This is a genomic window from Pseudomonas sp. R4-39-08 (assembly GCF_003852275.1).
Classification (GTDB): Bacteria; Pseudomonadota; Gammaproteobacteria; order Pseudomonadales; family Pseudomonadaceae; genus Aquipseudomonas.
Map to the genome: position 1 here is coordinate 3,820,723 of NZ_CP027733.1, position 24,545 is coordinate 3,845,267.

A 24,545-nucleotide genomic window follows, 5' to 3' on the forward strand; every position below is an offset into this window, starting at 1 on the left:
CGCTCAGTTAGCATTAACTGGATTTATGTCAGCTTGCAATATCTCAAAATGTCTCCGGGTCATGGTGAAGTTTGACCAACACTCATTGCTCGCGAAAGGTACGCCGCACGCAACATCGCGAACAACTTCCTGATATAAATCAACACTGTGCCGGAACGATTCAAGCGTCAGGGCCGCAGGATCATCATTATTAGCGATGGGAAACCGTTTAACCTTTAAAATCTCGCCGGTATCAACCTTTCCTTCCATTAAATGTGCCGTCACACCAAATTCGGTTTTCTTGTCCCAGCATGCCCTGTAGGCCCCTTTGACGCCTGGATATTCAGGCGGTGAAGGGTGCAAGTTCACAGACAGATTACGAACCGCCTGCAAAAGGTATTCAGGAACTATCAGGGGGCAGCAAAAGCTGAATAAATAATCAACGTCACCGGACATTAAAATGTCTTCCAATTCTGGAGTGACGTGTTTATTTTCCCAATCGTGCTTGGAAAACAATTTCACGTCAAACCACGCCTTAGTCATTGAATAAATAATGGCGGCTTGTTCTTCTCTGGCTGTTGTTATCAATACACACGTCTTCACCGTATGACACCCCTGATAATTGAAGATAATTTTCTATGTATCTTGCCGTTGCTGAAATAGTTCACTCCATTATCTAAGCGCGGTGGGTCAGCCGAAAGGCTGTAGCAGCCACCGGACTCCTTTAAAATAAATGTCGCGGCTGCAATATCCCACCAGTTATCTTGACAGGTAACAATTCCATCAATTCTTCCGTCACACAACATGGCAAAACTATAAACATCCAGAAAGCCAGGATCGTGTAAAGCGTGTGCATGAATCTCGTCATAACACGCGAGCTGGTTTATTTCTGAAAAGTACTTTCTGGCCGAAGTCGTGATGTAAGCATCCTTGATCTTAGCGGTCGTACTCACTTTTATTCTGGCACCATTTTTGAATGCCCCGCCTTGATCAATCGCAGACCAGACTTCCCCAGTAGCCGGAACGGCGATAGCCGCCGCGATCACCTTAGACCGATACTCTAAAGCGATTGAAATTCCCCAGGTGGGAATACCCCTGATAAACTTTCGGGTGCCATCTATTGGATCAATTACCCAGTTATAGTCTGCCACCTCAGTAGCCCCCAACTCCTCACCCTGAACGCTATCAGTGGGGAAATCGTCACGCAGACTCTTTCTGAAGGTCCGTTCAGTCGCGATATCGACCACTGAGACGGGGCTGGAATCAGCTTTTATAGCGACGCCCATAGGACAAGCCATCTGCTGCATCTGGTAGCGAGACAATTGCTGTATGACCTTTAAGCAATGCGTATGCCGCCTGAATATGTCAGCCTGAACTACTCTTGAGTATGTGTTCAACTTACAAGCCACCACATAAGTCTGTAAAGCTGCCTGTGACGAATGAAGCATCATCACTGAGCAGCCACAGAATCGCATGCGCAACCTCTTCAGGTTTACCCCCTCTCTTCATCGGAAAGTTCTTGGCAATGCGGTCCACCCTAAGGGGTTCACCGCCATCCGCATGGATATCTGTATAAATTCCGCCAGGACGAACGCAGTTAACCCGGATGCCGTCGGCGGCAACCTCTTTACACAACCCAGTGGTAAGGGTGTCGACGGCTCCTTTCGACGTTGCGTAGTCAATGTACTCAAAAGGAGAGCCGCTCCTTGACGCACCGGATGAGACGTTGACGATTGCCCCACCGGAGCCCCCCCTGGAAACGGCCATGCGCTGGATAGCCTCCCTTGAACAATAAAAAAGGCTCATGACATTGGTTAACAGCACCTGCTGGAAACGTTCGGCCTGCATATCAATCATTGACATCTTCTGCTTCAATATTCCGACATTATTGACAAGGTGCGTTATAATACCCAGCTCGGAATCAATACGTTCAAACAGCTTTTTTACCTGGTACTCGTTTGACACATCAGCCTGTACGGCGATGCATTGACCAGCGGCGTCGAGAATACTATCGCGCACAGCGAATGCAGACGTTTCATCGTTTATGTAGTTCAAGCACACGGCGTATCCTTGCTGTGCTGCCATCAACGCCGTGGCGGCGCCAATACCACGTCCTGATCCCGTCACCAATAAAACTTTATTATTCATAAAGATCTTACCTTTTCTTATTTGAGAAAATGAACAATTTAAAATAACCAAACGCTGATACGTATGAAAAGACGATAGCAATGAACATATAACTATAGAGATACCAGTTGGCGACAGAAACATCCCCATCTACTGCGGCATAGGCCAACACCGGTACGAGCGCGGTTAATAGTAAAACCACATGCTGTGTTTTGGTGATTCCATACCACAGCCTGAGGGTAAGAAAATAGATAAACAGCACAGAAATGAATACGACCTGGGCGACAAATTCTGTTGAATATACAATATACAAAAACGCCAGAGGAACACCGATCAATTCACATTTCACCACAGCGATTGGTGAAGTAGCCACGTGCATACCGGTCTCCGCCAAGTAAGCTTTAATATAAACAACCAGCACCTCGCGCACTAGCATCGAGGCGATAAAAAACAGTGACAGGACATCCTCTTCCAATAAAATAAAAGCAAGAAAAAAGTAGGTTATTACGTCAACTGCCGCATCAAAATAATGCCCTGTCAATGACACCAAAGAATACTTTCTTGCCACAATTCCATCGACATTGTCCAATATGAATATGACGGCGAAGACAACACATATAAAAGCTTTCTGGAAAAACGCCAAATCAACGGTTTGCCAGATCACAAATAAACATATCGTCAGAGCAAAACGCAACAACGTAATTTGGTTAGGTGTTAACAGTGGCGTATTGGATTGATTCGTTTCGGTAGTCATTGCGCAAAACCTTTGCTCAAACCAAAATTTGTTTCTGCACACAGACGCTTAGCGCGTGCCAGGTCTTCAACGTTATCGACTTCAACCCATTCAAGCCCCGACGTGTCGTGATAATCAAATACCACCTCAGACGAAATATCATTGATTGCATTATAAAACTTAATGACTCCATCAAACGTAAAATCTTGAAGCTTGGCCAAGAGCAATCGCCGCGCACGATTGCTTAACTTGATCGCGCACACAAATTCGCCTAGAGAGGCTTTAAGCGAAGCTTCAGTATGAAAACCATGCTCTTTCACTTCAATTGACACTACCTTATTGTCAGGATGAACACGGACGACGGTGTCGACGTACTGGCTCCTTGGCTTGTTATCGACTATCAAGCATACGTCAGCTGTAGCACTTTTGAGCATAGCGAGTATTTTAGGATGCACGACCATGTCACCTTCGATATAGATGACGTCGTCTTCAACAGATTGCAAACCAAGATACACGCTCCAATCGATGTTTTTCGAGCGATAGTAATCATTTTTTATTAGACGAATACTGTGCAAATCTGAATACGCCAGACATTTATTTGCCACCGACTCTGCACAATGTCCGACCACAATATGGATGTCATTCAACTCTGCAGACGCCAAGGCGCGAAGTTGGTAATCCAATAGCGTTTGATCGCCATTGATTTCCAATAGAGACTTGTGCACATTATCAGTCAGCCCCCCTAACCGACTGCCAACGCCCGCAGCGAGCAATAGAGTTTTCAAAGCCACCTCCTCATTTTCTAATTTGACTTCTTGATCAAGCGCTTGGCGCGAATCTGCATATATTTCAGGTACATTTTGTTAAGAGCGTCATAAAGCGTGGGCATCGGCCGACTAAAATCAACAATTAATATAACTCTGCGTTCAGACGCGTCATTATAGACTTCATGATCGAACACATCGTCGAGTACGACGCTCTTGCCCACCTGCCAAGTATAATATTGGTCTTTTACGCGAATGTAAGGAGGATTAACGGCGGGAACCTCGATACCCAAATGGTACCTCAATATACCTGCATAGGGACCACTGTGAGCTGCCAGGCGCACACCGGGTTCTAATACAGCAATAGCAATCGAAAGAATATTCGCCTGATCCTTGGTCAGCCTGTAGATAGTTGGGCACAAACGTTTACCTAAATCGTTGTATTCATTCAGCAGCTTTATATAAAATAATTTCCAGTCTTTTGACACCTCGTCTGCCCGCTTCTTATCGATCTCCTCATAACGCGTAAGTTTCTTTCGTAACAAAAGCTCGCTAATTTCAGATCGAATCAACCCAAAATTTTCATCCAGCGTTGCACCGAACGGAAGAACGTTAACAGGATCCATAAATGGTGCGCGTTCCTCCCCGCCGGCAAACGCGACGAACTTTTCGTTTAATGCGTCTCGGATAAAGTGCTTCTCAAGAATACCTTGCTTCTGCGTCATTAATAAAATGCCTCCGATATAAAGATAAACGAAAATTTTATTAGTTCAACGTCATGATGACGAAAAACCAACCTAGTGTACGCTCTCTAGTACGCCTTGCTAACAGAACAAATAATGACCACCGGCAATCATAAAGGCTTAAATATTACGCACGTCAACTTCGATTAACTCTCAGCAGTCACACGTTTTAAAGCAGCATAAACATCTGCAATCTCAAGCTCGTTGACATAACCCATGTGCGCAACGCGTATAATGGATTCTGTACGCGCTCCGTTACCGACACCGACCGTGATTGAGAAATCAGCTAACAGCCGCCGCGCGATATCTGTTGCCCCAATGGAGCCACTGAGGTCCAGTGCCGTGATGGTGTTAGACCTATAGCCCTCTTTCGCAAATAGCGTGAAGCCAATGCTCTCGGCGAGTCGACGTGACTGATCGGCAATCGCACGGTGATGGTCGAAGACTGCCTGAATGCCTTGCTGCGTGATCATATCTAAAGCATTTTCCAACCCCCAAAATGCATGCAGAGAGGGCGTGGTTAGCGTTTGAAGATCCCCCGCCAGAGAGTGCGCTCTTGCGTAATTAAACGCGACGCTCCCATAGTTACTCATTACGTTGGATTCGTTAATAGCTCTGTCACTGGCAAGAATGATCGACATCCCTGGTGGCGACATCAGCCCTTTTTGCGTCACGCCGATCAATACGTCTATCCCAAGCTCATCAAAGGGCAGGTTCACGCAACCCATACTACTAATGGCATCAACAACAATGAACGCGTCACTGTATTGTCTGATGGCCGAAATAACTTCAGGTAACGCATTGACGACGCCGGTTGAACTTTCGTTATGTGTCATAAAAATCGCCTTGAACGTCGACCGTTTCAAATTATCGACCAGGCGTTGAATGTCGATTCCTCCACCATCAGGCAACCTGAGCAACAGGGCATTTTGATGAAGTCGCCTTTCTGCTATTTGATGAAACAGGTCGCCATAAAAACCACAGGATAACGTCAGCGCCCTGTCACCAGGGCCGAGCAGATTATTGACTGCTGACTCCATCGCAGCAGTTCCTGAACTGGTAAACAGCAAAGGAACGGCCGTCGTATCCATAAGCGCTTGTAGCCCGGATTGAACATTGGCAACCGTTTTTTTGAAGCCTTCGCTTCTGTGGCTCGTCATCTGCCGATTGATGCACATCAATGATGAAGGTGGCAACGGCGTGGGGCCCGTAATTCGGCTGTTGATCGCGTCAAAATTAAACATTACTAACCCTTCATAGTAGTGTCGATTTCATTCACTAACGTATCGATATCGGAGGGCCTGATATCACCTGCGGTCCCCACACGAAAACAGCCTTTAAGCTTAGAGGCGTACACCACAATATTGCGCTTGATTAACGAAGCTGAAAGACACGCATAATCCATAGTCGTCGGCAGTGAGTATGTGTTGATGATCGGCGCGCGGACGCCTGCATTGATAATCGGAAATATACCCAACGTGCTAAGTCGGCTCTCCAGGTACTTATGTAAGGCGAAATATTTTTTATATCGCTGAGCACGCCCGCCCTCCTGAACATACTCACGCAGCGCTTGCCTCAGCCCCAAAAGAATTTGTACCGGTGGTGAAAATCTCCACTCTCCGCTTGCAAAAAATGTGGTTGACTGAGCCTTGAGGTCAAACGCCAGCGTCCTTTTTTTACGCTCAAGCATAAGTTCTTTATGTTGAACAAATACGAAAGAAGCCCCTGTCAGTCCTTGAATACATTTATTGGCCGATGAGGCCATAGCCACTAGGTTGGGCCGTTCTGAGTTGATCGGCAATAATCCAAAAGAGCTGACACAATCTACCAGTACCTTTAAACCGTGTTGCCAAGCAATATCGATAATCGGTTGGTACGGATTCACCACGCCCAGCGCGGTCTCATAATGAACAAACAGCAAATGAGAAAACTGTTTGGGGCCAGAGTCTAGAAACGCTTTTAATTTTTGTGGACACACACCCTCACTTTCTTCGAAATTTAGCAACTGGTGTTGAATACCATAAATATTACAAATGTCAGCCATGCGCGAAGAATAGTCCCCGGAGACAAGCACCAGCGCATGGTCATCGTTATCAATCAAAGATGATAACATGGCCTCCACCGCAAACGTGCCACTTCCCTGCAATAACACCGTCGTATAGTCCGCAGACAACTCGGAGACCTTGTGCAATGTATCAACAATCTCAGTCGTGACTTCACGCATCGCTTGGGTCCTTGAACCCATATCCCTCATGGCTGCCGACTTTACTGTGGCACTAGTATTCAACGGGCCAGGGGTAAACAGCAATTGATTATCAACAGTTGAGAATAACATATAGCTTATAGACCTCGATCCGTTGGGGTTGACAGATGAAATGTTGGATTATCGTAGGCCTGTCGCTTGGCTCTGTAATAGTGTCCGTAGTGATCACCAAAACTTTCGGGGGTGAACGTAAAAAAGAAGGCCCTGCGTGATCCATTGCTGGCATTGGTACTTGAACGGTGCGGCACAAATGAATTAAATAACACGATGTCATTGCAGGTAGTGAGTATTTGCTCCCATTCGAACTGTTCCGTGATTTCAGGCAATACATCACCCGAATGGCGGTCCCGCTTAAAAATCAATTTCCCCGGATAGTTGCGATCCAGTGTGGTTACGTCATCGCTGATTGCCTTCCAGTTTTTCGCCATTTCCAGGCAACCATTAGTCAGCGATGGCGAGTCCAAAAAAATTGCCATTGTTAAATGGTAAGGCGCTGGAAAGTCAGCATAGGCCGGATAATCTTGATGGCACCCGAACGCGCCTCCACCGGGATTCTTGACATTACACTTATCTTTAAATAGTTTAAAACCATTGCCGATCATGTTGAATAACAGACTTTGAAAATAGGGGATCAACTCTGCCCTTATCCGTTCCGAGCGGCTCGAAATATACTCAAATCGGCAAATATGGTGACTGGCATTACTTTCAGGCACGACGATTAAATTTTCGTCACTTTCTTTGTAAAATTCAGCTAACGATTTACCTGCCTCAGCGGCTCGGGAAAGAATTTCAAGCGACTCTTGCATAAGCAACGCGTAGCTGTCAGACAACAGTTGCCCGTGTTTTGGCGTTATCGCCTCAGCGAGGGTGCAGTACCCCTGCTCTTGGACGCTCGCCTGTAATAGCGCTAGCGATTCAGGGCTTAGCATGTAGACAACCTTTTCATCGCCAGATCAAACTCATCCCTTGGCGTACACAGCACCAGCCTGATGTAGTTGGCCGAGTTTTCCCCATAGACATTCCCTGGAACGGTGGCGACCCTTTTTTCCATCAGTAAGTAATTTGCAACGGCTTCGCCTTTCGAGTCACCATGCTGCTTGTATTTTCCCGGAAGCCGTTCGTACAGCCCGGATATTTCAGGAAAGAGGAACATTGCACCTAAGGGGGAGCGACACCAATTGAAGCCCAACGCCTCAGTTAACGTCGTCAGCGCAATATTAGCGCGGTCGCGTATTTCCTGGCAGTTATCCAGTAACCATTGACGATTATTGGACTTAAGTACGGCGATGGCAGACTGTTCGTTCAGAATACCAACGCCGAGATACATATAATCGTGGAGCTTGGCCGCTTGATCGATTAATGCCGTAGGTCCTACCATCCAGCCAATTCGCAGTCCCGGTAAGCCAAATTTTTTCGAGAAGCTATTGATCAGGATCGTCTTGGGTCTCAGCTTACCGTTTGTAATCGCTGGGAGGTGGGTACGCTCGAAAGCCATTGAATCATAAACCTCGTCGTGTAGCACCCAAAGTCCATTCGTTTCAGCAAAGTCAGCGACTGCCGACCAGTCTTCCTCGCTGAGGACATAGCCACTGGGGTTTTCCGGAGAGTTAATGATCATCAGATGGGTATCCGTGTACTCACCCGTCATACTGTGTAGCGCATCCTGATATTCATGCACACTGGGTACCCGGCTCAACGACTGAACCGCACGCTCCAATACTGTAATATTTCGCGAATACAACATATAAGACGGGTCACTCACAAGTACCTTGTCGTTGACCGATGTGGTACATAAAACACTCAGCGTAATTGCCTCAACACCGCCGTGGGTTACTAACACTTCGGTTTCAGCACACACTGAAATGCCGTAGTTATCCAAGTACCAGCGGCTGATTTCCTGACGAAGTTCCAGTGAGCCGCGAGGATCCTCATAGCGCTTCAGGGTTTCAATGTAGGCGTCATAGGTCAGGTTTTTGCTGATTTCCGACTTGGCAGATTCCGGCGGTCCAAAATAAGGTTCGCCAAAACTCAGCGCACAAACGTCTCCCATTTCCTTCGCTTTTTTTGAAATGGTTTTTGATGCGTACTCTGCGAGGTCTGTAATTTTCTTATTCAACATGACTCATACACTCTCAAATGGTTCCAGGGATAAACGCAAGCGCCTGTTTGACCGATATACAGTCTCGTTCAATATGTTCTGAGCAACCTTCGCTCAAGATGCTTTTGGCCACAGACTCCATTGAGCTAATCGCTGAGCGCATCATGTGATTAGCATAAATAATAATATTGAAGCCCATATCCTTCAGCTCTTGATAGTGAAGATGGGAATAGCTTGTCGGCACGCACATCAGGGGCACTGTTGGGTGTATGGCTCTAAACCTGGACGCAAACTCCATGATTTCGTCACCACTCCGCTTGCGGCTATGTATCAATACGGCGTCAGCCCCCGCATTAACATAAGCGTCGGCACGAATCAGTGCATCCTCTAAGCCTTTGTCCAATATCAGGCTTTCAATTCTCGCCGCGACCATGAACTCTTGGGTGTTTTGGCTCTTTTTAGCCATTGAAATTTTTTCACAGAAGGACTCAATATCATCCTGTTTTTGCTCAACGTCATTTCCCAACAATGAGTTTTTCTTCAGCCCAGTTTTATCTTCAATCACAATCATTGAAACCCCGGCACGCTCCAGCGCCCTCACATCATGAATCAAATGCTCAATTTTTCCACCGGTGTCAGCGTCATAAATCATCGGCTTGGTGGTGACATCAAAAATATTATGTATATTCTTTAATCTGAAGTTTACGTCCAATATCTCAATATCGGGCTTTGCTTGAAGTAGAGAGTCTGTCAGTGAGCTGCACCAAAAACCGTCGTATGCCAGGCAGTCATCATTAACCATCACGCGCGTCTTTTCAGCGATCATTGCAGAGATAGGACTGTGCGCCTCAATGATCCGCAGACATTGCTTCGACTGTAAAACCTGTCTTAAGGTTTTTCGCCTTTCACAGTTAGTGATCGAAGTCAGTTCTTCCAGATCATCTATACCTTTTAATCTTTGCATAGTACGCTTTCCTTGAATGCTCTAATTTTTGACAGGCGGCAAGAAGCTAACTCTATAAATAGAGAGGTAACGAGAGATCAATTCAATGTGCTACAAGGTGCGGTATATCAAAACTCTCTGGGGTAAAAGGCAACGCTTGAAGGGTGTTTACTCATTACACCCCAACGAATGCTCTTACTGGATTTAAGGCGCAAGTCACGCAACGTTGCTCAGCCTCAACAACGCCCGACAACGCACCCGGTAGGATAGCTGAGTAAACGCAGTACTCAATTGAGTGATGCTTTTTCATCAGTTTGCGCAGGTACGCGTTCATGCAATCACATTGCAGTGCGGCCAAGCAAAACGGTTGCGTGATTTTGGATTCATACTTCTCCAGCGGAGCCTGGAAGTCCAAATCCATATTAATTTTTTGAATGGTTGAGCTTAGCGTCAAGCAACCTGGGAACACACTCAGCAGGAGTTTCACGCACTGTAAAGTGTGGAGCGGATGACGCTTTCGTCCGTCCAGACCCCTAGAACGGAACGTTTTAATACGCCACGATATTCCGCTCAAGATCACAGCCCGATGCATCTGGGCGGGATAGCGCTGATGGCGGATATGCTGGGATTTGCCGATGTATTCGGAGCCGGAAACTCTCATCTGTCTCATCCTTAAGACCGCTTTCGTATTCTTATTCAAATCTGCCAGAATATAAAACATAAAAAAAACTGAACACAACCCTTTTTTTATCTTGGATTGAAACGGTGTCAATTTCTGGATGTCGTGATGTTGTTATTAGTCCGGCAATGCTGCGCCCCGCTACCCACTTGACGACTGTTTGAGATTATTATAGTTTGAAAAATGATAAAGGTCATAAGGCGCCTTAATTAATAAGCACCTAGGGATACACTGTGAACAAATACTCAAACGGTCGTTTTAATAAATAACAACTCGCCCGGCTCCGTACTGAACCGGTTGCTTAGCCCTGACACTTCATCTTTGAACTTACGCGCATATCGCATGAATGAATTGCTGTTAAATCTCTCACTGAAAAAAGCAGTTTGGAGCATTGAGCCATGTCCAGGTTTACATTAAAACAATTAAAGTGCATCCAGCCCTACCTGCCGGCCAGCCAGGAAATATGGTCGACTCCGCACGCGACGACAACCTTGAAATTAGACTGGAATGAATCTTCGCAAGAACCCTCGCCGATGGTCGGGATAGCGCTCATGGAGTTTATTCAATCAGGTCGCTTACGGTATTATCCAAATGTGCGGAACCAAGAACTCATACACACATTAGCCGAATACTCAAAATGCCCACCTGACTCGCTTAATTATTTTTCCGGTTCGGACGCGCTGCACGAGTGCATTATTCGAGCTTTCATAGAGAACGGAGACACGGTTGCCATCTTTGGTCCAACCTATGACAACTTCAGGCTCATCTGCGAAGTGTCGGGGGCGACGGTCATCAACATTGATTTCAACGACATGTTTAAATCAAATGGACAACCTCTATCGCTTGGAAGCGCCAAACTAGCTTACATCTGTAACCCTAACAACCCAACCGGCGAATTTATTCCGCCACAACAACTCGTACACCTAATTACTGCGAACCCTGCTACGTTGTTTGTCGTGGACGAGGCTTATATCGAATTCTGTAAAGAATTGACAATCGCAGAGCACATTAATTATCAAGAAAATCTGATTGTTTGCCGCACGCTCTCCAAAGCGTTTGGATTAGCATCCATCCGATTCGGCTATAGTCTTTGCCACCCTAACCTGAACGAATCATTATCGCTCGTTCGAAACACGAAAAGCGTTTCAATGTTTGCGCAAGTATCAGCTATTGCGGCGTTGAAAGATATGGCTCATATGCAAAACTATGTCAATGAAGTCAATGATATACGTGAAAAAACCATCAACCTTTTATCAACCACCTTCAACATTCAACCTAAATTTTATAATGGTAAGGGTAATTTTTTACTGATTGAATTCCCATCAATTCGAGAAAGGGATCAACTGGTAAAGATGCTAAAAAGCCACAACATTTATATTCGCACATTCGATCAAAACTCCCCCTTCAAACGCTGTGTAAGATTGTCACTGATGAGTGCAGAATCATTCAATTACTTTAGGGATGTGGTTTATTCTAATCTTCAGCTGAGCCAACTGAGCCAACTGAGCGAAGACATTTGTCACCCCATCGAAAATGAGCCGCGTGGGCAATGGAGTGACCGATAAGATAGGAGACCCTTACTGTGTGAAAGCCTGGCAACATGAAAGCCAGTAAGCGCGCTGGACGTTAGCGGCTGAATGAGGGGTCAGAAGAGTGGGACCGTGCAGGAGGCGGATTTGCATCCGCCAAGCTTTTCACTCATAAAAAAGGACTCACCTTCGGTGAGCCCGCCAGCATTCAAAGCGTTGCACTTGCAAGACGTGCAACATTCACTTCAGTTCGGCTATATCCTGTACGTTAAAGGGCTTCAGGTCAGCCAAGCTGCCTGATTTGATCTTCTGCACTCACTGCGCGTCACTCAGCAGTACTCGCCCGACAGTGATAAAGTCGAACTCCTCTTTCTCCAATCGCCGCGCCAAGTTGTCGATAGCCGTCGGTTGGGCGCTTTCGCCGCTGAAAGCCTCGAGGAAGTCACCGGACACCCCACAGAGCCGACACTGATAGTCGCAACGCCCGTCAGCTTTTTGGCCTAGCCGGCAAAATTCAGCCCTGCTCGCCGTCCAGTTTCGGGAACATGGCTTCCCAAAAGCGCCGTTGATAGCAATGCAAACCTTCCAAGCCGGCCTCCACCAGTGACACCAGCCAATCATTGATACGCACGCCGCAGGTTGGCCGGTGCAAGCACCCGCCCCATCAGCGTGTCCTGCTCCGCGCTCGTCCACGTCGCAGACGCCGTCGATGTTTGTGCCCTGCCAGCCGTCATCCCCGGATACCGTCCGGAACTTGGGGTAACAGTCTTCTCTTGGCGAATATTCTGCGTTTCAAGATTCGACGAGACTCTGACGCCTACTGCGGCACAACTTGGTCAAGCCTTCATTCACCCGGTTTCGGTGATTACTACGACTTCAACTGACTTCTACACGTTCACCCCGCCGCCTCTTGACGCTCGGTAACACATTGGTAAACATACAAATCTCCCAGGGTATTCGCGCGACCTTCCTGCTTATGCCTGTCGAATCTACGTCGTAGCGTTCCGTGCAAGTATTGGGCTTTGACGATTTGCGCCGCCTTACCCCACTACGCCGCCTAATCCGCTTCCTGTTCGTCAGGCCAGCATTTGCCTCGGGCCTCCTTCAGATTCGCAGTCACCCACGACACCCTTGCCTCTGGCTAAAACTTCGCCTTGCCGGGTATGTGAGGACTTTCACCTCCAAGCCACCAACAAGGCCACCACAGCGAAGCTGGTTGCGCTTGCGCTAACGCGCCATGCCTGGCACACCAACAAAAAAGGGCCCACCTTTCGGTGAGCCCTTCTAGACCGCCCAGCAGAGCGGATTTTGTTTGGTAGGCGCGATTGGACTCGAACCAACGACCCCCACCATGTCAAGGTGGTGCTCTAACCAACTGAGCTACGTGCCTGCTGTGAGGCGGCATTCTACGGAATTCCGTAGGTGTGTCAACATCTTTTTTGCAGCTAAGCCTATGAATATGCGAATTTTTTATTCGCGGGCGACACGCCCGCGATTTACGGGTGGCTGGCAGGCAATTTTCAACTCAGGTAGGATCGCCGCACTCGTAAAAAATATAAAACAGAGGTTTCAGGATGGCGAACACCCCCTACCCCCAGTCCTATTACGCCGCCTCCGCGAACGCGGTTGCGCCGCGCCCGGTGCTGCAAGGTGAGATCGAAACCGATGTCTGTGTGATCGGCGCCGGTTATACCGGCCTGTCCAGCGCGCTGTTTCTGCTCGAGAACGGCTTTCGCGTGACGGTGCTGGAAGCCGCCAAGGTAGGTTTTGGTGCGTCCGGCCGCAATGGCGGGCAGATCGTCAATAGCTACAGCCGCGACATCGATGTCATCGAACGCAGCGTCGGGCCCAAGCAAGCGCAGTTGCTGGGTGAGATGGCATTCGAGGGCGGCAGGATCATTCGTGAGCGCGTGGCCAAGTATCAAATCCAGTGCGACTTGAAGGACGGCGGTGTGTTCGCCGCCCTCAACAGCAAGCACATGGACCACCTGGAATCGCAGAAGCGCCTGTGGGAGCGCTACGGCCATACGCAACTGGAACTGCTGGACGAGCGCCGTATCCGCGAAGTAGTGGCTTGTGACAACTATGTAGGCGGCCTGCTGGACATGAGCGGCGGGCATATCCACCCGCTCAACCTGGCCTTGGGTGAGGCGGCAGCCGTTGAGTCCCTCGGTGGCACAATCTATGAGCAATCGGCAGCGGTGCGCATTGAGCGTGGCGCCAATCCGGTGGTGCATACCGCCGAAGGTAAAGTCAGGGCCAAGTTCATCATCGTCGCGGGGAATGCCTACCTGGGCAACCTGGTGCCGGAGCTGGCGGCGAAATCAATGCCGTGCGGCACCCAAGTGATCACTACCGCCCCCTTGGGCGATGAATTGGCCAGGACGTTGCTGCCGCAGGACTACTGTGTCGAAGACTGTAACTACCTGCTCGATTATTACCGCCTCACCAGCGACAAGCGCCTGATCTTCGGCGGTGGCGTGGTGTATGGCGCGCGCGACCCGGCGAATATCGAAGCGATCATCCGGCCGAAAATGCTCAAGGCTTTCCCGCAGCTCAAGGACGTAAAGATCGACTACGCCTGGACCGGCAATTTCCTGCTGACCCTGTCGCGCTTGCCTCAGGTTGGCCGCCTCGGCGACAACATCTATTACTCACAGGGCTGCAGCGGCCATGGCGTGACCTACACACACCTGGCGGGCAAGGTATTGGCCGAAGCCCTGAGAGGCCAGGCTGAACGCTTTGATGCGTTTGCCGACCTGCCCCACTATCCGTTCCCGGGTGGCCAGCTCCTGCGCACGCCTTTTGCCGCAATGGGTGCGTGGTATTACGGGCTGCGGGATAAGCTGGGCTTTTGACGTATAACGGGAGCCGGCTCGCCGGCTCCTTGCCTAGAAAGCCAAATCTCAGACACAAAAAACCCCGGTCTTTCGACCAGGGTCTTTGCTATCGGATCAAAGTCAGCCAATGGCTTTCTTTGTGCTTCAAGGCGTTCAGTGGGCCTTGAGGCAGATATGGCGCAGCGGACGGGACTCGAACCCGCGACCCCCGGCGTGACAGGCCGGTATTCTAACCGACTGAACTACCGCTGCGTATCGCTTGGCTGACTGAGACTAAAACCCTCAATCACCTTTAAACATCTGACTGATCAGCTTTTGCTGTTCAATCTCAAGCCCGACACATCGGACCTGGAAAATATGGCGCAGCGGACGGGACTCGAACCCGCGACCCCCGGCGTGACAGGCCGGTATTCTAACCGACTGAACTACCGCTGCGCGTCGGTGCAACCTTTAACGTTGCGTCTTGCCACAAGGGCAAAACTCTCAAGAAGTGGTGGGTGATGACGGGATCGAACCGCCGACCCTCTGCTTGTAAGGCAGATGCTCTCCCAGCTGAGCTAATCACCCTTTGCTTCGTTGAGGCCGCGAAATTTACGCAGGTAGCGGACCTAAGTCAATAGCCCGCTTGAAGTTTTTCTGAAAAAGACAAAAAAGCTTCAAGACCGCCCTACTCGCTGTAAATCATCTTCTTGCTCATGCCACCGTCCACCACGAACTCCTGCCCGGTGACAAACCCGGCCTGGCGCGACAGTAACCACGCCACCATGGCTGCTACGTCCTCCACCGTGCCTACCCGGCCCGCCGGATGCTGAGCGTGATCGGCATCGGTGAGCGGCTCGGCACGCCGCGCAGCAGGATCACGCGCATCGATCCAGCCAGGGCTGACCGCATTGACCCGCACTTCCGGGCCCAAGCTCATCGCCAGCGCGTGTGTCAGCGCCAGCAGGCCACCCTTGCTTGCCGCGTACGCTTCGGTGTCCGGCTCCGATTGGCGGGCCCGTGTCGAGGCCAGGTTGACGATAGCGCCACCGTGAGCGCGCAGGTACGGCGCACAGTGCTTGGCCAGCAGCATCGGCCCACTGAGGTTCACCGCCAGTACGCGGTTCCAGTACGCCAGGTCGAGGCTTTCCAGGGTGATATTGCGCGGATCGGCCACCGCCGCATTGCACACCAACGCATCCAGGCGCCCAAATTGCCCCAATACCTCAGCGACACCTTGGGCCACTTGCTTCTCGTCGGCCACGTCCATGCTGATAAACCAGGCATTCTCGCCCAGCACCTTGGACACCTTGGAACCGCGCTCGCGGTCCAGGTCGGTCAACACCACCTGCCAGCCTTCGCTGATCAGCCACGCCGCGATCCCCAGGCCAATGCCCCGCGCTGCGCCGGTCACCAGCGCCACGCGCCCGTTACTGGCCGTCGCGGCCTCCATGGACCACTCGATCACAAGGCCGCCAGCCCGCGGGCCAGGTCGGCCTGCAAGTCAGCCACATCCTCCAGCCCGACCGCGATGCGAATCAGGCTGTCACGGATGCCTGCCGCTTCACGCTCCTGCGGCGCCAGGCGCCCATGGGAGGTGGTGCTCGGGTGCGTGATGGTGGTTTTGCTGTCACCCAGGTTAGCGGTGATCGAGATCAGGCGCGTGGCATCGATAAAGCGCCAGGCGCCCTCTTTGCCACCCTTCACTTCGAAACTCACTACCGCGCCGAACCCGCGCTGCTGGCGTTGCGCCAATGCGTGCTGCGGGTGGCTCTTGAGGCCGGCGTAATGCACTTTCTCGATTCCGTCCTGCTGCTCCAGCCACTCGGCCAGCGCCTGGGCGTTGGCGCAATGGGCTTTCATGCGCAGGCTGAGGGTTTCCAGGCCCTTGAGGAAAATCCACGCGTTGAACGGGCTCAGGGTCGGCCCGGCGGTGCGCAGGAAGCCCACCACTTCCTTCATCTGCTCGCTGCGACCGGCTACCACACCGCCCATGCAACGGCCCTGGCCGTCGATGAACTTGGTGGCCGAATGCACCACGATGTCCGCGCCCAACTTCAACGGCTGTTGCAGAGCCGGGGTGCAGAAGCAGTTGTCGACAACCAGCATCGCGCCCTTGGCGTGCGCCACTTCGGCCAGCGCGGCGATATCCACCAGTTCAGCCAGCGGGTTGGACGGCGACTCAACGAACAGCAGCTTGGTATTGGCCTTGATCGCCGCCTCCCAACCGGACAGATCCGCCAGGGGCACGTAGTCCACTTCGATACCGAAGCGCTTGAAATACTTCTCGAACAGGCTGATGGTCGAACCGAACACGCTGCGCGATACCAGCACATGGTCGCCAGCACTGCACAGGCTCATCACCACCGCCAGGATCGCGGCCATGCCAGTCGCCGTGGCCACCGCCTGCTCAGCACCTTCCAGGGCGGCGATACGCTCTTCGAACGCACGCACGGTCGGGTTGGTATAGCGCGAGTAGACGTTGCCCGGCACTTCACCGGCAAAACGCGCAGCAGCGTCGGCCGCCGTGCGGAATACATAACTGGAGGTGAAGAACATCGGATCACCGTGCTCCCCTTCCGGGGTACGGTGCTGGCCGGCGCGCACAGCCAGGGTATCGAAAGCTACGCCATCGAGGTCGCTGTCCAAACGACCGGCATCCCATTCCTGACTCATGCTGCGACTCCTTACTCGAATTCTTTATTTAAGATACAAAACCGGCCCCTCAGGGCCGGTGTTCACTCAGTTGTTGTACAGATCGATGATCGCGCTGACCGCCTGGGTCTTGATCTTCGACGAGTCGTTGCGCGCCTGCTCGATCTTGTTCAGGTAGGCCTCATCGACGTCGCCGGTCACGTACTTGCCGTCGAACACGGCGCAGTCGAACTGGTCGATCTTGATCTTGCCGCCGCCGACCGCTTCGATCAGGTCAGGCAGGTCCTGGTAGATCAACCAGTCAGCGCCGATCAGGTCGGCCACGTCCTGGGTCGAACGATTGTGGGCGATCAGTTCGTGGGCGCTCGGCATGTCGATACCGTACACGTTCGGGTAACGCACGGCAGGCGCGGCAGAACAGAAATACACGTTCTTCGCACCGGCTTCACGGGCCATCTGGATGATCTGCTTGCACGTGGTGCCGCGCACGATCGAGTCATCCACCAGCATCACGTTCTTGCCACGAAATTCCAGCTCGATGGCGTTGAGCTTCTGGCGCACCGACTTCTTGCGCGCCGCCTGGCCGGGCATGATGAAGGTACGGCCGATGTAGCGGTTCTTGACGAAGCCTTCGCGGAACTTGACGCCCAGGTGGTTGGCCAGCTCCAGCGCGGCGGTACGGCTGGTGTCCGGGATCGGGATGACCACGTCGATGTCGTGCTCGGGACGCTCGCGCAGGATCTTCTCGGCCAGCTTCTCGCCCATGCGCAGGCGCGCCTTGTACACCGAAACGCCGTCGATGATCGAATCCGGACGCGCCAGGTAGACATGTTCGAATATGCACGGGGTGAGTTTCGGCGCAACGGCGCACTGACGGGTGTGCAGCTTGCCGTCTTCGGTGATGTACACCGCTTCGCCCGGTGCCAGGTCGCGAATCAACGTGAAGCCCAGTACATCCAGGGACACGCTCTCGGAGGCGATCATGTACTCGACGCCTTCGTCGGTATGACGCTGGCCGAACACGATCGGGCGGATGCCGTGCGGATCGCGGAAACCGACGATGCCATAACCGGTGATCATCGCCACCACGGCATAGCCGCCCACGCAACGGTTATGCACGTCGATCACGGCAGCAAACACGTCTTCTTCGGTCGGCTGCAGCTTGCCGCGCTGGGCCAGCTCGTGAGCGAACACGTTGAGCAGCACTTCCGAGTCGGAGCTGGTGTTGACGTGGCGCAGGTCAGATTCGTAAATCTCCTTGGCCAGCTGTTCAACGTTGGTCAGGTTACCGTTGTGCGCCAGGGTAATGCCGTAAGGCGAGTTGACGTAGAACGGCTGAGCTTCGGCCGAGGTCGAGCTACCAGCGGTCGGGTAACGCACATGGCCAATGCCCATGTGACCGACCAGGCGCTGCATGTGACGCTGATGGAACACGTCGCGCACCAGGCCATTGTCCTTGCGCAGGAATAACCGGCCGTCGTGGCTGGTCACAATACCGGCAGCGTCCTGGCCGCGGTGCTGGAGGACGGTTAGCGCGTCATACAGCGCCTGATTGACGTTCGACTTACCGACGATACCGACGATGCCACACATGCGACGCAACCCCTACTTAATGGATCTTGACTGAACACTCTTACTGAGGCGTTTTGGCCGGCAAGAGGTGTTCCTTGAACGGAAGATCAGCGGGTACGCTGATTCCGCTGGCCAGCCACTGACTGCTCCACCCCAATATGAGGTTCTTGGACCAATCTGCAACCAATAGAAATTTTGGCACGAGCACCGACTCCTGCCACCACGAATCCTGCTGTACCGGCCCCAGGCTCAACAGCCCGACCGCCACGACCACCAGCAACGCGCCACGCGCGGCGCCGAAGGCCATGCCGAGAAATCGATCGGTCCCGGAAAGGCCGGTGACACGTATCAACTCGCCAATAAGATAATTGACCATTGCCCCCACCAGCAGCGTGGCGATGAACATGATGGCGCAGCCCGCGATGACGCGAGCCGAGGGTGTCTCTATGTACCCGGCCAGGTAGACCGACAGTGAACCACCGAACATCCAGGCTACGACTCCTGCGATGATCCAGGTCAGCAACGACAGTGCTTCTTTTACGAAGCCGCGGCTCAGACTGATCAAAGCGGAGATGGCGACGATTGCAACGATCGCCCAATCAACCCAGGTAAATGGCACAGTGCAGCCTACGTACGGATAAGGCGGCGCATTTTAGCAGAGCGCCGGGCTATCGGTAAGCGGTGATTGCGGGTGCCTTGCAAATCAATAGATTGGGCAGTGCGAACAGTATTTCAAGACCGCTGAAAACAATGTGGGAGGGGGCTTGCTCCCGATGGCGGTGGTTCAGTGTCAGATGTACTGACTGACCCACCGCTATCGGGGGCAAGCCCCCTCCCACACTCGACTGCATTTTCAAGTTTCGGAATCAGCCGCGCTCAGGCTGGAAGCGGGTTACGAAACCTTTCAGGTTCTGCTGACGGTCCAGTAAATCCCGCAGGCGGTCGGCTTCGGCGCGCTCGATCAGCGGCCCGATAAACACGCGGTTCTTGCCATCGGCGCTACGGATGTAGGCGTTGTAACCCTGAGCGCGCAGCTTTTTCTGCAAAGCGTCGGCACCTTCGCGGTTGCCCAGGCTGGCCACTTGGATCGACCAACTGATCGGCAAGCCATTCGGGTCGATACGGCTCTGGCCTACGTCCGGCTTGCCCGGCGCGGCAGGCTGTGGCGCTACAGGTTTGGGCGCAGGCGCTGGCGTCGCCGGCTTGGCGGCAACAGCCGCAGCGGGTGCCGGCTTGACCACCGGCACGCTTGGCTGCACCGGCATGGACGGCGCCTGTTGAGCGGCGACCTCTTCGTCGCTCGGCACCGGCTCCTCTTCAGGCAACGCCTGCGGCTCAGGCACCACCACCGGCTCGACCTGGACCTGAGGAACCACCGGCGCCTGGGGCGCAGCCGGAGCCTCGACGACCACCTGGCGCTGTTCGTCCTGACGGGAAAACAGCATCGGCAAGAAAATCACCGCCAACGCCACCAACACCAGGGCTCCGACCATTCGCTGCTTGTATGCGCTATCCAGTAATGCCATGTGCAGCTTCCTCCGTGGAGCGCCGGGCCAGCCATTCGAGCGCCTCGGCAACACAATAAAATGATCCGAACAACAGAATCTCGTCCTCGGCCGTCGCTACCGCACACTGCGCCTCGAGGGCCGCGGTGATGCTTGCATACGACGTCACCGACGCACCAAGGTTCTGCAAGGCAGTTTCCAGCTCAACTGCCGGACGGCTACGTGGCGTATCCAGCGGCGCAACGGCCCAGGACTGAACCCCGCTCAGCAACGGCGCAAGCACGCCGTCGAGATCCTTGTCGGCCAGCAGGCCAAACACCGCCAGGCGGCGGCCGGACGGCGGCGTTTGCGCCAAGCGCTGCGCCAGATACTCAGCAGCGTGAGGGTTATGGCCCACATCCAGCAGCAGGTTCAGGCGCTTGCCCTGCCACTCCACGGCACGTCGATCCAGACGCCCTACTATGCGTGTTGCCAGCAGGGTTGCGGCTATTTGCCCGGCATTCCACGGCAGATCCAGTAGCAGATAGGCTTGCAGCGCCAGCGCGGCATTCTCCATCGGCAGGTTCAGCAGCGGCAAATCGCGCAACGCTACCGGCTGGCCCCGCGCATCGCGCCCGGACCATTGCCAATGCTGATCGCCGATCTCCAGATTGAAGTCGCGCCCGCGCAGGAAGAACGGGCAGTCGAGCTCAAGCACCTTGTCCAGCAAGGGTTGCGGAGGGTCAAGATCGCCGCACAATGCAGGCTTGCCCTGGCGAAAGATCCCGGCCTTTTCGTATGCTACGGATTCACGGGTGTCACCCAGGTAATCGACATGGTCGACGCCGATGCTGGTGACCAGCGCCATGTCCGCATCCACCACGTTGACCGTATCCAGACGCCCGCCAAGGCCCACTTCCAAGACGACGACATCGAGTTGCGCACGCTCGAACAGCCACAACGCCGCCAGGGTGCCCATTTCGAAATAGGTCAGGGAAATCTCGCCACGCCCTGCATCGAGGGCGGCGAAGGCTTCGCAGAGCTGCTCGTCGCTCGCTTCGCGGCCATTGAGCTGCACCCGCTCGTTGTAGCGCAGCAGGTGCGGCGAACTGTACACGCCGAGGTTCAGCCCTTGGGCCTGCAGCAGCGCCGCAACAAAGGCACAGGTGGAGCCTTTGCCGTTGGTGCCGGTGACCGTGATCACACGCGGTGCCGGCCGCCCCAACCCAAGGCGGGCCGCTACCTGTTGCGAGCGCTCCAGGCCCATGTCGATGGCGGACGGATGCAACTGCTCAAGGTAGGCGAGCCATTCGCCGAGGGTACGTTGGGTCATAGGTTTGCTGGCACCGGTGGCACGACGATCGGCTCGACCTTGGGCGCGACGTAGACAGGCGTCGGCAGGCCCATCATTTGCGCCAGCAGGTTACCCAGGCGTGGGCGCAGCTCACCGCGCGGGATGATCAGGTCGATGGCACCGTGTTCCAGCAGGAACTCGCTGCGCTGGAAACCTTCCGGCAGTTTTTCACGCACGGTCTGCTCGATGACGCGTGGGCCGGCAAAGCCGATCAGGGCTTTTGGCTCACCGACGATCACATCGCCAAGCATCGCCAGGCTGGCGGAAACACCGCCGTAGACCGGGTCGGTCAGTACCGAGATGAACGGAATGCCTTCTTCGCGCAGACGCGCCAATACCGCCGAGGTCTTGGCCATTTGCATCAGGGAAATCAGCGCTTCCTGCATACGCGCGCCACCGGAGGCGGCGAAGCAGATCATCGGGCAGCGGTTTTCCAGGGCATAGTTGGCGGCGCGCACGAAACGCTCGCCGACGATGGCACCCATGGAGCCGCCCATGAAGGAGAACTCGAACGCCGAAACCACCACCGGCATCCCCAGCAGCTTGCCGCTGATGGAGATCAGCGCGTCTTTCTCGCCGGTCTGCTTCTGCGCACCGACCAGACGGTCCTTGTACTTCTTGCTGTCGCGGAACTTGAGGCGGTCGACCGGCTCCAGGTCAGCGCCCAGCTCGTTGCGGCCGTCGGCGTCGAGGAAGATGTCGATACGGGCGCGTGCGCCAATACGCATGTGGTGGTTGCACTTGGGGCAAACGTCCAAGGTCTTTTCCAGCTCCGGGCGGTACAGCACCGCGTCGCAGGATGGGCACTTGTGCCACAGACCTTCAGGAACCGAGCTTTTCTTCACCTCGGAACGCATGATCGAAGGGATCAGTTTGTCTACTAACCAGTTGCTCATGCTTTCTTTCTCCAGTACCGATGGCTTGAACACAGCCCCGCGTATGCCCTTGAGCTAAATTCATATGTGGCGATGAGGCCGGCGGGACGGGGTCAGAGGTTCGACCAGCCATTTCCCGCCTGCATCCTCAGCCTTCCAGACAACCTGCCAGCGCAGGGTTGCCACTTCGTTTCCGGGCCTCCCGCAGGCGGCGCCGGTGCTGTTTTACACAGTGGTAGTTATGGACGGCGGCAGACTGCCAGCCGTCACATCGCACCGCTGCTGTTGCGCACGGCCTGCAGGAATGCGCGAATCTTGTGGTGATCCTTGATGCCCTTGCCCTGCTCCACCCCGCCACTGACATCCACCGCATACGGCCGGACCTGCTCGATGGCCGCGCCGACATTCATCGGGTTGAGCCCACCGGCGAGGATGACCGGCTTGCTCAAGCCCTCCGGGATCAGCGACCAGTCGAAGGCTTCTCCCGTACCGCCGGGAACACCTTCGACGTAGGTATCCAGCAGAATCCCGCGCGCGCCCGCATAGGCGGCACAGACGGCGGCGATGTCATCGCCGGCCTTGACGCGCAACGCCTTGATATAGGGGCGCTGATAACTTTCGCACTCGTCCGGGTTTTCATCGCCATGAAACTGCAGCATGTCCAGCGGCACGGCATCCACGGTTTCATTGAGTTCACAACGGCTGGCGTTAACGAACAAACCCACGGTGGTCACGAACGGTGGCAGTGCGGCGATGATGGCCCGCGCCTGCAACACATTCACCGCCCGCGGACTCTTGGCATAAAACACCAGGCCAATGGCATCCGCCCCCGCCTCGACCGCCGCCAACGCGTCTTCGATGCGGGTAATCCCGCAAATCTTGCTGCGAACGGCTGACATATCGTAGAAACCTCAGGGATTGAACCGAGAAAGTCCCGGATGGTAACAAAAGCTTTTCCAGGCGTCAGCCGCCAAGTTCACTGAAACCTGTGAGGAAGTGTGGCCCGATAAAACGCTCCGGCAGCTCGAACTCGTCGCGGTACTCCACATCCACCAGATACAAGCCGAACGGATGCGCCGTCACCCCACCGGTACGGCGAATGCGGCTTTGCAGCACTTCCCTGGCCCATTCCACCGGACGCTCGCCGGTGCCAATGGTCATCAGTACGCCCGCAATATTGCGCACCATATGGTGCAGGAACGCCCCGGCACGTATATCCAGCACAATCATCTTGCCATGCCGGGTCACGCGCAGATGGTGGACTTCCTTGATCGGCGACTTGGCCTGGCATTGGCCGGCACGGAACGCGCTGAAATCATGCACACCCACCAGATGCTGCGCAGCCTCGGCCATGCGTTCGGCATCCAGCGGGCGGTGGTTCCAGGTGATTTCCTGATTCAGGTGCGCCGGGCGGATCTGATCGTTGTAGATCACGTAGCGGTAGCGTCGGGCGATGGCCTTGAAGCGCGCGTGAAAATGCGCGGGCATCACCTTGGCCCAGGTGACGCTGACGTCATGGGGCAGATTGATATTGGCGCCCATCACCCACGCTTTCATCGAGCGTTCGGCCTGGGTGTCGAAATGCACCACCTGGCCGCAGGCGTGCACGCCGGCGTCGGTGCGCCCGGCACACATCAGCGAGACCGGCGAGTCAGCGACTTTCGACAGAGCGTTTTCCAGGGTTTCCTGCACCGTCAGCACACCGGAGGCCTGGCGCTGCCAGCCGCGATAGCGCGAGCCTTTGTATTCCACGCCGAGGGCGATGCGGTGAAAGCCTGCGGCCGCCATTTCGGCGGCCGCGTTATCTATATTTGCCAAGAACTGAGAGCCTGATGAGTTGCGCGAAGACGGGGATTATAAAGGCGCCGGCTGCGCGACGGGCGCTTTTGTTGGGGGGCGCCGCGCCAACGGTGGCAGGGAGCAAGCCC

Annotated in this window: 24 protein-coding genes, 4 tRNA genes and 1 pseudogene; 2 read left to right on the top strand and 27 right to left on the bottom strand. The window is 53.8% G+C overall.

Going from position 1 to position 24,545, the window contains the following annotated elements:
* Nucleotides 1-3 precede the first annotated feature (3 nt).
* The 12 genes from C4J88_RS17600 to C4J88_RS17655 form a co-directional block, all read right to left on the bottom strand.
* Nucleotides 4-582, bottom strand: coding sequence for a formyltransferase family protein (locus tag C4J88_RS17600; RefSeq protein WP_124407686.1), 579 nt, complete (start codon nucleotides 580-582; stop codon nucleotides 4-6).
* Nucleotides 579-1,301: an inositol monophosphatase gene (locus C4J88_RS17605; protein WP_164487724.1), complete on the bottom strand. Its 723-nt coding sequence runs from the start codon at nucleotides 1,299-1,301 to the stop codon at nucleotides 579-581. Before C4J88_RS17605 ends, C4J88_RS17600 begins: the two co-directional genes overlap by 4 nt.
* Nucleotides 1,302-1,377: 76 nt before the next feature.
* A complete protein-coding gene (locus C4J88_RS17610) occupies nucleotides 1,378-2,127 on the bottom strand; it encodes an SDR family oxidoreductase (protein ID WP_124407688.1) in 750 nt (249 codons plus the stop codon).
* Nucleotides 2,128-2,134: 7 nt separating this feature from the next.
* Entirely contained in the window at nucleotides 2,135-2,860 is a 726-nt protein-coding gene (locus C4J88_RS17615) for a CDP-alcohol phosphatidyltransferase family protein (protein WP_124407689.1), read from the bottom strand.
* Nucleotides 2,857-3,624 (bottom strand): NTP transferase domain-containing protein, encoded by a 768-nt coding sequence (locus C4J88_RS17620; RefSeq protein WP_164487725.1) that lies wholly within the window; start codon nucleotides 3,622-3,624, stop codon nucleotides 2,857-2,859. Before C4J88_RS17620 ends, C4J88_RS17615 begins: the two co-directional genes overlap by 4 nt.
* 17 nt (nucleotides 3,625-3,641) lie before the next feature.
* Complete coding sequence (locus C4J88_RS17625; protein ID WP_124407691.1) at nucleotides 3,642-4,328, bottom strand: aspartyl/asparaginyl beta-hydroxylase domain-containing protein; 687 nt, start codon at nucleotides 4,326-4,328, stop codon at nucleotides 3,642-3,644.
* 164 nt (nucleotides 4,329-4,492) lie between these two features.
* Nucleotides 4,493-5,590, bottom strand: coding sequence for an alanine--glyoxylate aminotransferase family protein (locus tag C4J88_RS17630; protein WP_124407692.1), 1,098 nt, complete (start codon nucleotides 5,588-5,590; stop codon nucleotides 4,493-4,495).
* Nucleotides 5,591-5,592: 2 nt separating this feature from the next.
* Nucleotides 5,593-6,681: a 2-aminoethylphosphonate--pyruvate transaminase gene (locus C4J88_RS17635; protein WP_124407693.1), complete on the bottom strand. Its 1,089-nt coding sequence runs from the start codon at nucleotides 6,679-6,681 to the stop codon at nucleotides 5,593-5,595.
* 5 nt (nucleotides 6,682-6,686) lie between these two features.
* Entirely contained in the window at nucleotides 6,687-7,538 is an 852-nt protein-coding gene (locus C4J88_RS17640) for a phytanoyl-CoA dioxygenase family protein (RefSeq protein ID WP_124407694.1), read from the bottom strand.
* Complete coding sequence (locus C4J88_RS17645; protein WP_124407695.1) at nucleotides 7,532-8,728, bottom strand: pyridoxal phosphate-dependent aminotransferase; 1,197 nt, start codon at nucleotides 8,726-8,728, stop codon at nucleotides 7,532-7,534. The genes C4J88_RS17640 and C4J88_RS17645 overlap by 7 nt, the downstream gene beginning before the upstream one ends.
* 13 nt (nucleotides 8,729-8,741) lie before the next feature.
* Nucleotides 8,742-9,671 carry a phosphoenolpyruvate mutase gene (gene aepX / locus C4J88_RS17650; protein ID WP_124407696.1) on the bottom strand — a complete coding sequence of 310 codons (930 nt, stop codon included), beginning with the start codon at nucleotides 9,669-9,671 and terminating at the stop codon, nucleotides 8,742-8,744.
* 154 nt (nucleotides 9,672-9,825) lie between these two features.
* Nucleotides 9,826-10,311, bottom strand: a complete 486-nt coding sequence (locus C4J88_RS17655) for a hypothetical protein (RefSeq protein ID WP_124407697.1) — start codon at nucleotides 10,309-10,311, stop codon at nucleotides 9,826-9,828.
* A gap of 416 nt (nucleotides 10,312-10,727) precedes the next feature.
* On the opposite strand from C4J88_RS17655, the gene C4J88_RS17660 reads away from it, so the two are divergent.
* Nucleotides 10,728-11,894 carry a histidinol-phosphate transaminase gene (locus C4J88_RS17660; protein ID WP_124407698.1) on the top strand — a complete coding sequence of 389 codons (1,167 nt, stop codon included), beginning with the start codon at nucleotides 10,728-10,730 and terminating at the stop codon, nucleotides 11,892-11,894.
* Between the two features lie 478 nt (nucleotides 11,895-12,372).
* Here the strand turns inward: C4J88_RS17660 and C4J88_RS27515 are convergent, their stop codons facing one another.
* From C4J88_RS27515 to C4J88_RS17675, 3 genes and pseudogenes are all read right to left on the bottom strand, one after another.
* Nucleotides 12,373-12,510 (bottom strand): hypothetical protein, encoded by a 138-nt coding sequence (locus C4J88_RS27515; protein ID WP_177412918.1) that lies wholly within the window; start codon nucleotides 12,508-12,510, stop codon nucleotides 12,373-12,375.
* Nucleotides 12,479-12,640: pseudogene (locus C4J88_RS27815) on the bottom strand (group II intron reverse transcriptase/maturase); the annotation flags it as partial. The gene C4J88_RS27515 and the pseudogene C4J88_RS27815, both read right to left, overlap by 32 nt.
* A gap of 531 nt (nucleotides 12,641-13,171) precedes the next feature.
* Nucleotides 13,172-13,248, bottom strand: a tRNA-Val gene (locus tag C4J88_RS17675).
* A gap of 184 nt (nucleotides 13,249-13,432) precedes the next feature.
* On the opposite strand from C4J88_RS17675, the gene C4J88_RS17680 reads away from it, so the two are divergent.
* Complete coding sequence (locus tag C4J88_RS17680) at nucleotides 13,433-14,716, top strand: FAD-binding oxidoreductase (RefSeq protein ID WP_124407699.1); 1,284 nt, start codon at nucleotides 13,433-13,435, stop codon at nucleotides 14,714-14,716.
* 157 nt (nucleotides 14,717-14,873) lie between these two features.
* Here the strand turns inward: C4J88_RS17680 and C4J88_RS17685 are convergent.
* From C4J88_RS17685 to truA, 12 genes are all read right to left on the bottom strand, one after another.
* Nucleotides 14,874-14,950 (bottom strand) — tRNA-Asp (locus C4J88_RS17685).
* Between the two features lie 106 nt (nucleotides 14,951-15,056).
* Nucleotides 15,057-15,133, bottom strand: a tRNA-Asp gene (locus tag C4J88_RS17690).
* 56 nt (nucleotides 15,134-15,189) lie between these two features.
* A tRNA-Val gene (locus C4J88_RS17695) sits at nucleotides 15,190-15,265 on the bottom strand.
* Nucleotides 15,266-15,365: 100 nt separating this feature from the next.
* A complete protein-coding gene (locus tag C4J88_RS17700) occupies nucleotides 15,366-16,130 on the bottom strand; it encodes an SDR family oxidoreductase (RefSeq protein WP_124367667.1) in 765 nt (254 codons plus the stop codon).
* Between the two features lie 11 nt (nucleotides 16,131-16,141).
* On the bottom strand, nucleotides 16,142-17,353 hold the full coding sequence (locus tag C4J88_RS17705) for an O-succinylhomoserine sulfhydrylase (protein ID WP_124363593.1): 1,212 nt from the start codon (nucleotides 17,351-17,353) through the stop codon (nucleotides 16,142-16,144).
* A 66-nt stretch (nucleotides 17,354-17,419) separates the two neighbouring features.
* The gene (gene purF / locus C4J88_RS17710; RefSeq protein ID WP_124363594.1) at nucleotides 17,420-18,925 is read right to left on the bottom strand and encodes an amidophosphoribosyltransferase; all 1,506 of its coding nucleotides are present in this window, start codon (nucleotides 18,923-18,925) and stop codon (nucleotides 17,420-17,422) included.
* A gap of 40 nt (nucleotides 18,926-18,965) precedes the next feature.
* Entirely contained in the window at nucleotides 18,966-19,523 is a 558-nt protein-coding gene (locus C4J88_RS17715) for a CvpA family protein (protein WP_003192538.1), read from the bottom strand.
* Nucleotides 19,524-19,770: 247 nt separating this feature from the next.
* Complete coding sequence (locus tag C4J88_RS17720; protein ID WP_124407700.1) at nucleotides 19,771-20,430, bottom strand: SPOR domain-containing protein; 660 nt, start codon at nucleotides 20,428-20,430, stop codon at nucleotides 19,771-19,773.
* On the bottom strand, nucleotides 20,414-21,721 hold the full coding sequence (gene folC / locus C4J88_RS17725; RefSeq protein WP_124407701.1) for a bifunctional tetrahydrofolate synthase/dihydrofolate synthase: 1,308 nt from the start codon (nucleotides 21,719-21,721) through the stop codon (nucleotides 20,414-20,416). Before folC ends, C4J88_RS17720 begins: the two co-directional genes overlap by 17 nt.
* Nucleotides 21,718-22,638, bottom strand: a complete 921-nt coding sequence (gene accD, locus C4J88_RS17730; protein WP_124367671.1) for an acetyl-CoA carboxylase, carboxyltransferase subunit beta — start codon at nucleotides 22,636-22,638, stop codon at nucleotides 21,718-21,720. Before accD ends, folC begins: the two co-directional genes overlap by 4 nt.
* A 245-nt stretch (nucleotides 22,639-22,883) precedes the next feature.
* Complete coding sequence (locus tag C4J88_RS17735) at nucleotides 22,884-23,516, bottom strand: phosphoribosylanthranilate isomerase (RefSeq protein WP_124407702.1); 633 nt, start codon at nucleotides 23,514-23,516, stop codon at nucleotides 22,884-22,886.
* A 64-nt stretch (nucleotides 23,517-23,580) separates the two neighbouring features.
* Nucleotides 23,581-24,405, bottom strand: a complete 825-nt coding sequence (gene truA, locus C4J88_RS17740) for a tRNA pseudouridine(38-40) synthase TruA (protein ID WP_124368998.1) — start codon at nucleotides 24,403-24,405, stop codon at nucleotides 23,581-23,583.
* Nucleotides 24,406-24,545: the final 140 nt, after the last annotated feature.

What these genes read in the sequence shown, in the direction of transcription:
- C4J88_RS17610 (WP_124407688.1), bottom strand. Translation starts at nt 2,127, where the DNA reads ATGAATAATAAAGTTTTATTGGTGACGGGATCAGGACGTGGTATTGGC.
- C4J88_RS17615 (WP_124407689.1), bottom strand. Translation starts at nt 2,860, where the DNA reads ATGACTACCGAAACGAATCAATCCAATACGCCACTGTTAACACCTAAC.
- C4J88_RS17625 (WP_124407691.1), bottom strand. Translation starts at nt 4,328, where the DNA reads ATGACGCAGAAGCAAGGTATTCTTGAGAAGCACTTTATCCGAGACGCA.
- C4J88_RS17630 (WP_124407692.1), bottom strand. Translation starts at nt 5,590, where the DNA reads ATGTTTAATTTTGACGCGATCAACAGCCGAATTACGGGCCCCACGCCG.
- C4J88_RS17635 (WP_124407693.1), bottom strand. Translation starts at nt 6,681, where the DNA reads ATGTTATTCTCAACTGTTGATAATCAATTGCTGTTTACCCCTGGCCCG.
- C4J88_RS17640 (WP_124407694.1), bottom strand. Translation starts at nt 7,538, where the DNA reads ATGCTAAGCCCTGAATCGCTAGCGCTATTACAGGCGAGCGTCCAAGAG.
- C4J88_RS17645 (WP_124407695.1), bottom strand. Translation starts at nt 8,728, where the DNA reads ATGTTGAATAAGAAAATTACAGACCTCGCAGAGTACGCATCAAAAACC.
- aepX (WP_124407696.1), bottom strand. Translation starts at nt 9,671, where the DNA reads ATGCAAAGATTAAAAGGTATAGATGATCTGGAAGAACTGACTTCGATC.
- C4J88_RS17655 (WP_124407697.1), bottom strand. Translation starts at nt 10,311, where the DNA reads ATGAGAGTTTCCGGCTCCGAATACATCGGCAAATCCCAGCATATCCGC.
- C4J88_RS17660 (WP_124407698.1), top strand. Translation starts at nt 10,728, where the DNA reads ATGTCCAGGTTTACATTAAAACAATTAAAGTGCATCCAGCCCTACCTG.
- C4J88_RS17680 (WP_124407699.1), top strand. Translation starts at nt 13,433, where the DNA reads ATGGCGAACACCCCCTACCCCCAGTCCTATTACGCCGCCTCCGCGAAC.
- C4J88_RS17700 (WP_124367667.1), bottom strand. Translation starts at nt 16,130, where the DNA reads ATGGAGGCCGCGACGGCCAGTAACGGGCGCGTGGCGCTGGTGACCGGC.
- C4J88_RS17705 (WP_124363593.1), bottom strand. Translation starts at nt 17,353, where the DNA reads ATGAGTCAGGAATGGGATGCCGGTCGTTTGGACAGCGACCTCGATGGC.
- purF (WP_124363594.1), bottom strand. Translation starts at nt 18,925, where the DNA reads ATGTGTGGCATCGTCGGTATCGTCGGTAAGTCGAACGTCAATCAGGCG.
- C4J88_RS17720 (WP_124407700.1), bottom strand. Translation starts at nt 20,430, where the DNA reads ATGGCATTACTGGATAGCGCATACAAGCAGCGAATGGTCGGAGCCCTG.
- folC (WP_124407701.1), bottom strand. Translation starts at nt 21,721, where the DNA reads ATGACCCAACGTACCCTCGGCGAATGGCTCGCCTACCTTGAGCAGTTG.
- accD (WP_124367671.1), bottom strand. Translation starts at nt 22,638, where the DNA reads ATGAGCAACTGGTTAGTAGACAAACTGATCCCTTCGATCATGCGTTCC.
- C4J88_RS17735 (WP_124407702.1), bottom strand. Translation starts at nt 23,516, where the DNA reads ATGTCAGCCGTTCGCAGCAAGATTTGCGGGATTACCCGCATCGAAGAC.
- truA (WP_124368998.1), bottom strand. Translation starts at nt 24,405, where the DNA reads ATGGCGGCCGCAGGCTTTCACCGCATCGCCCTCGGCGTGGAATACAAA.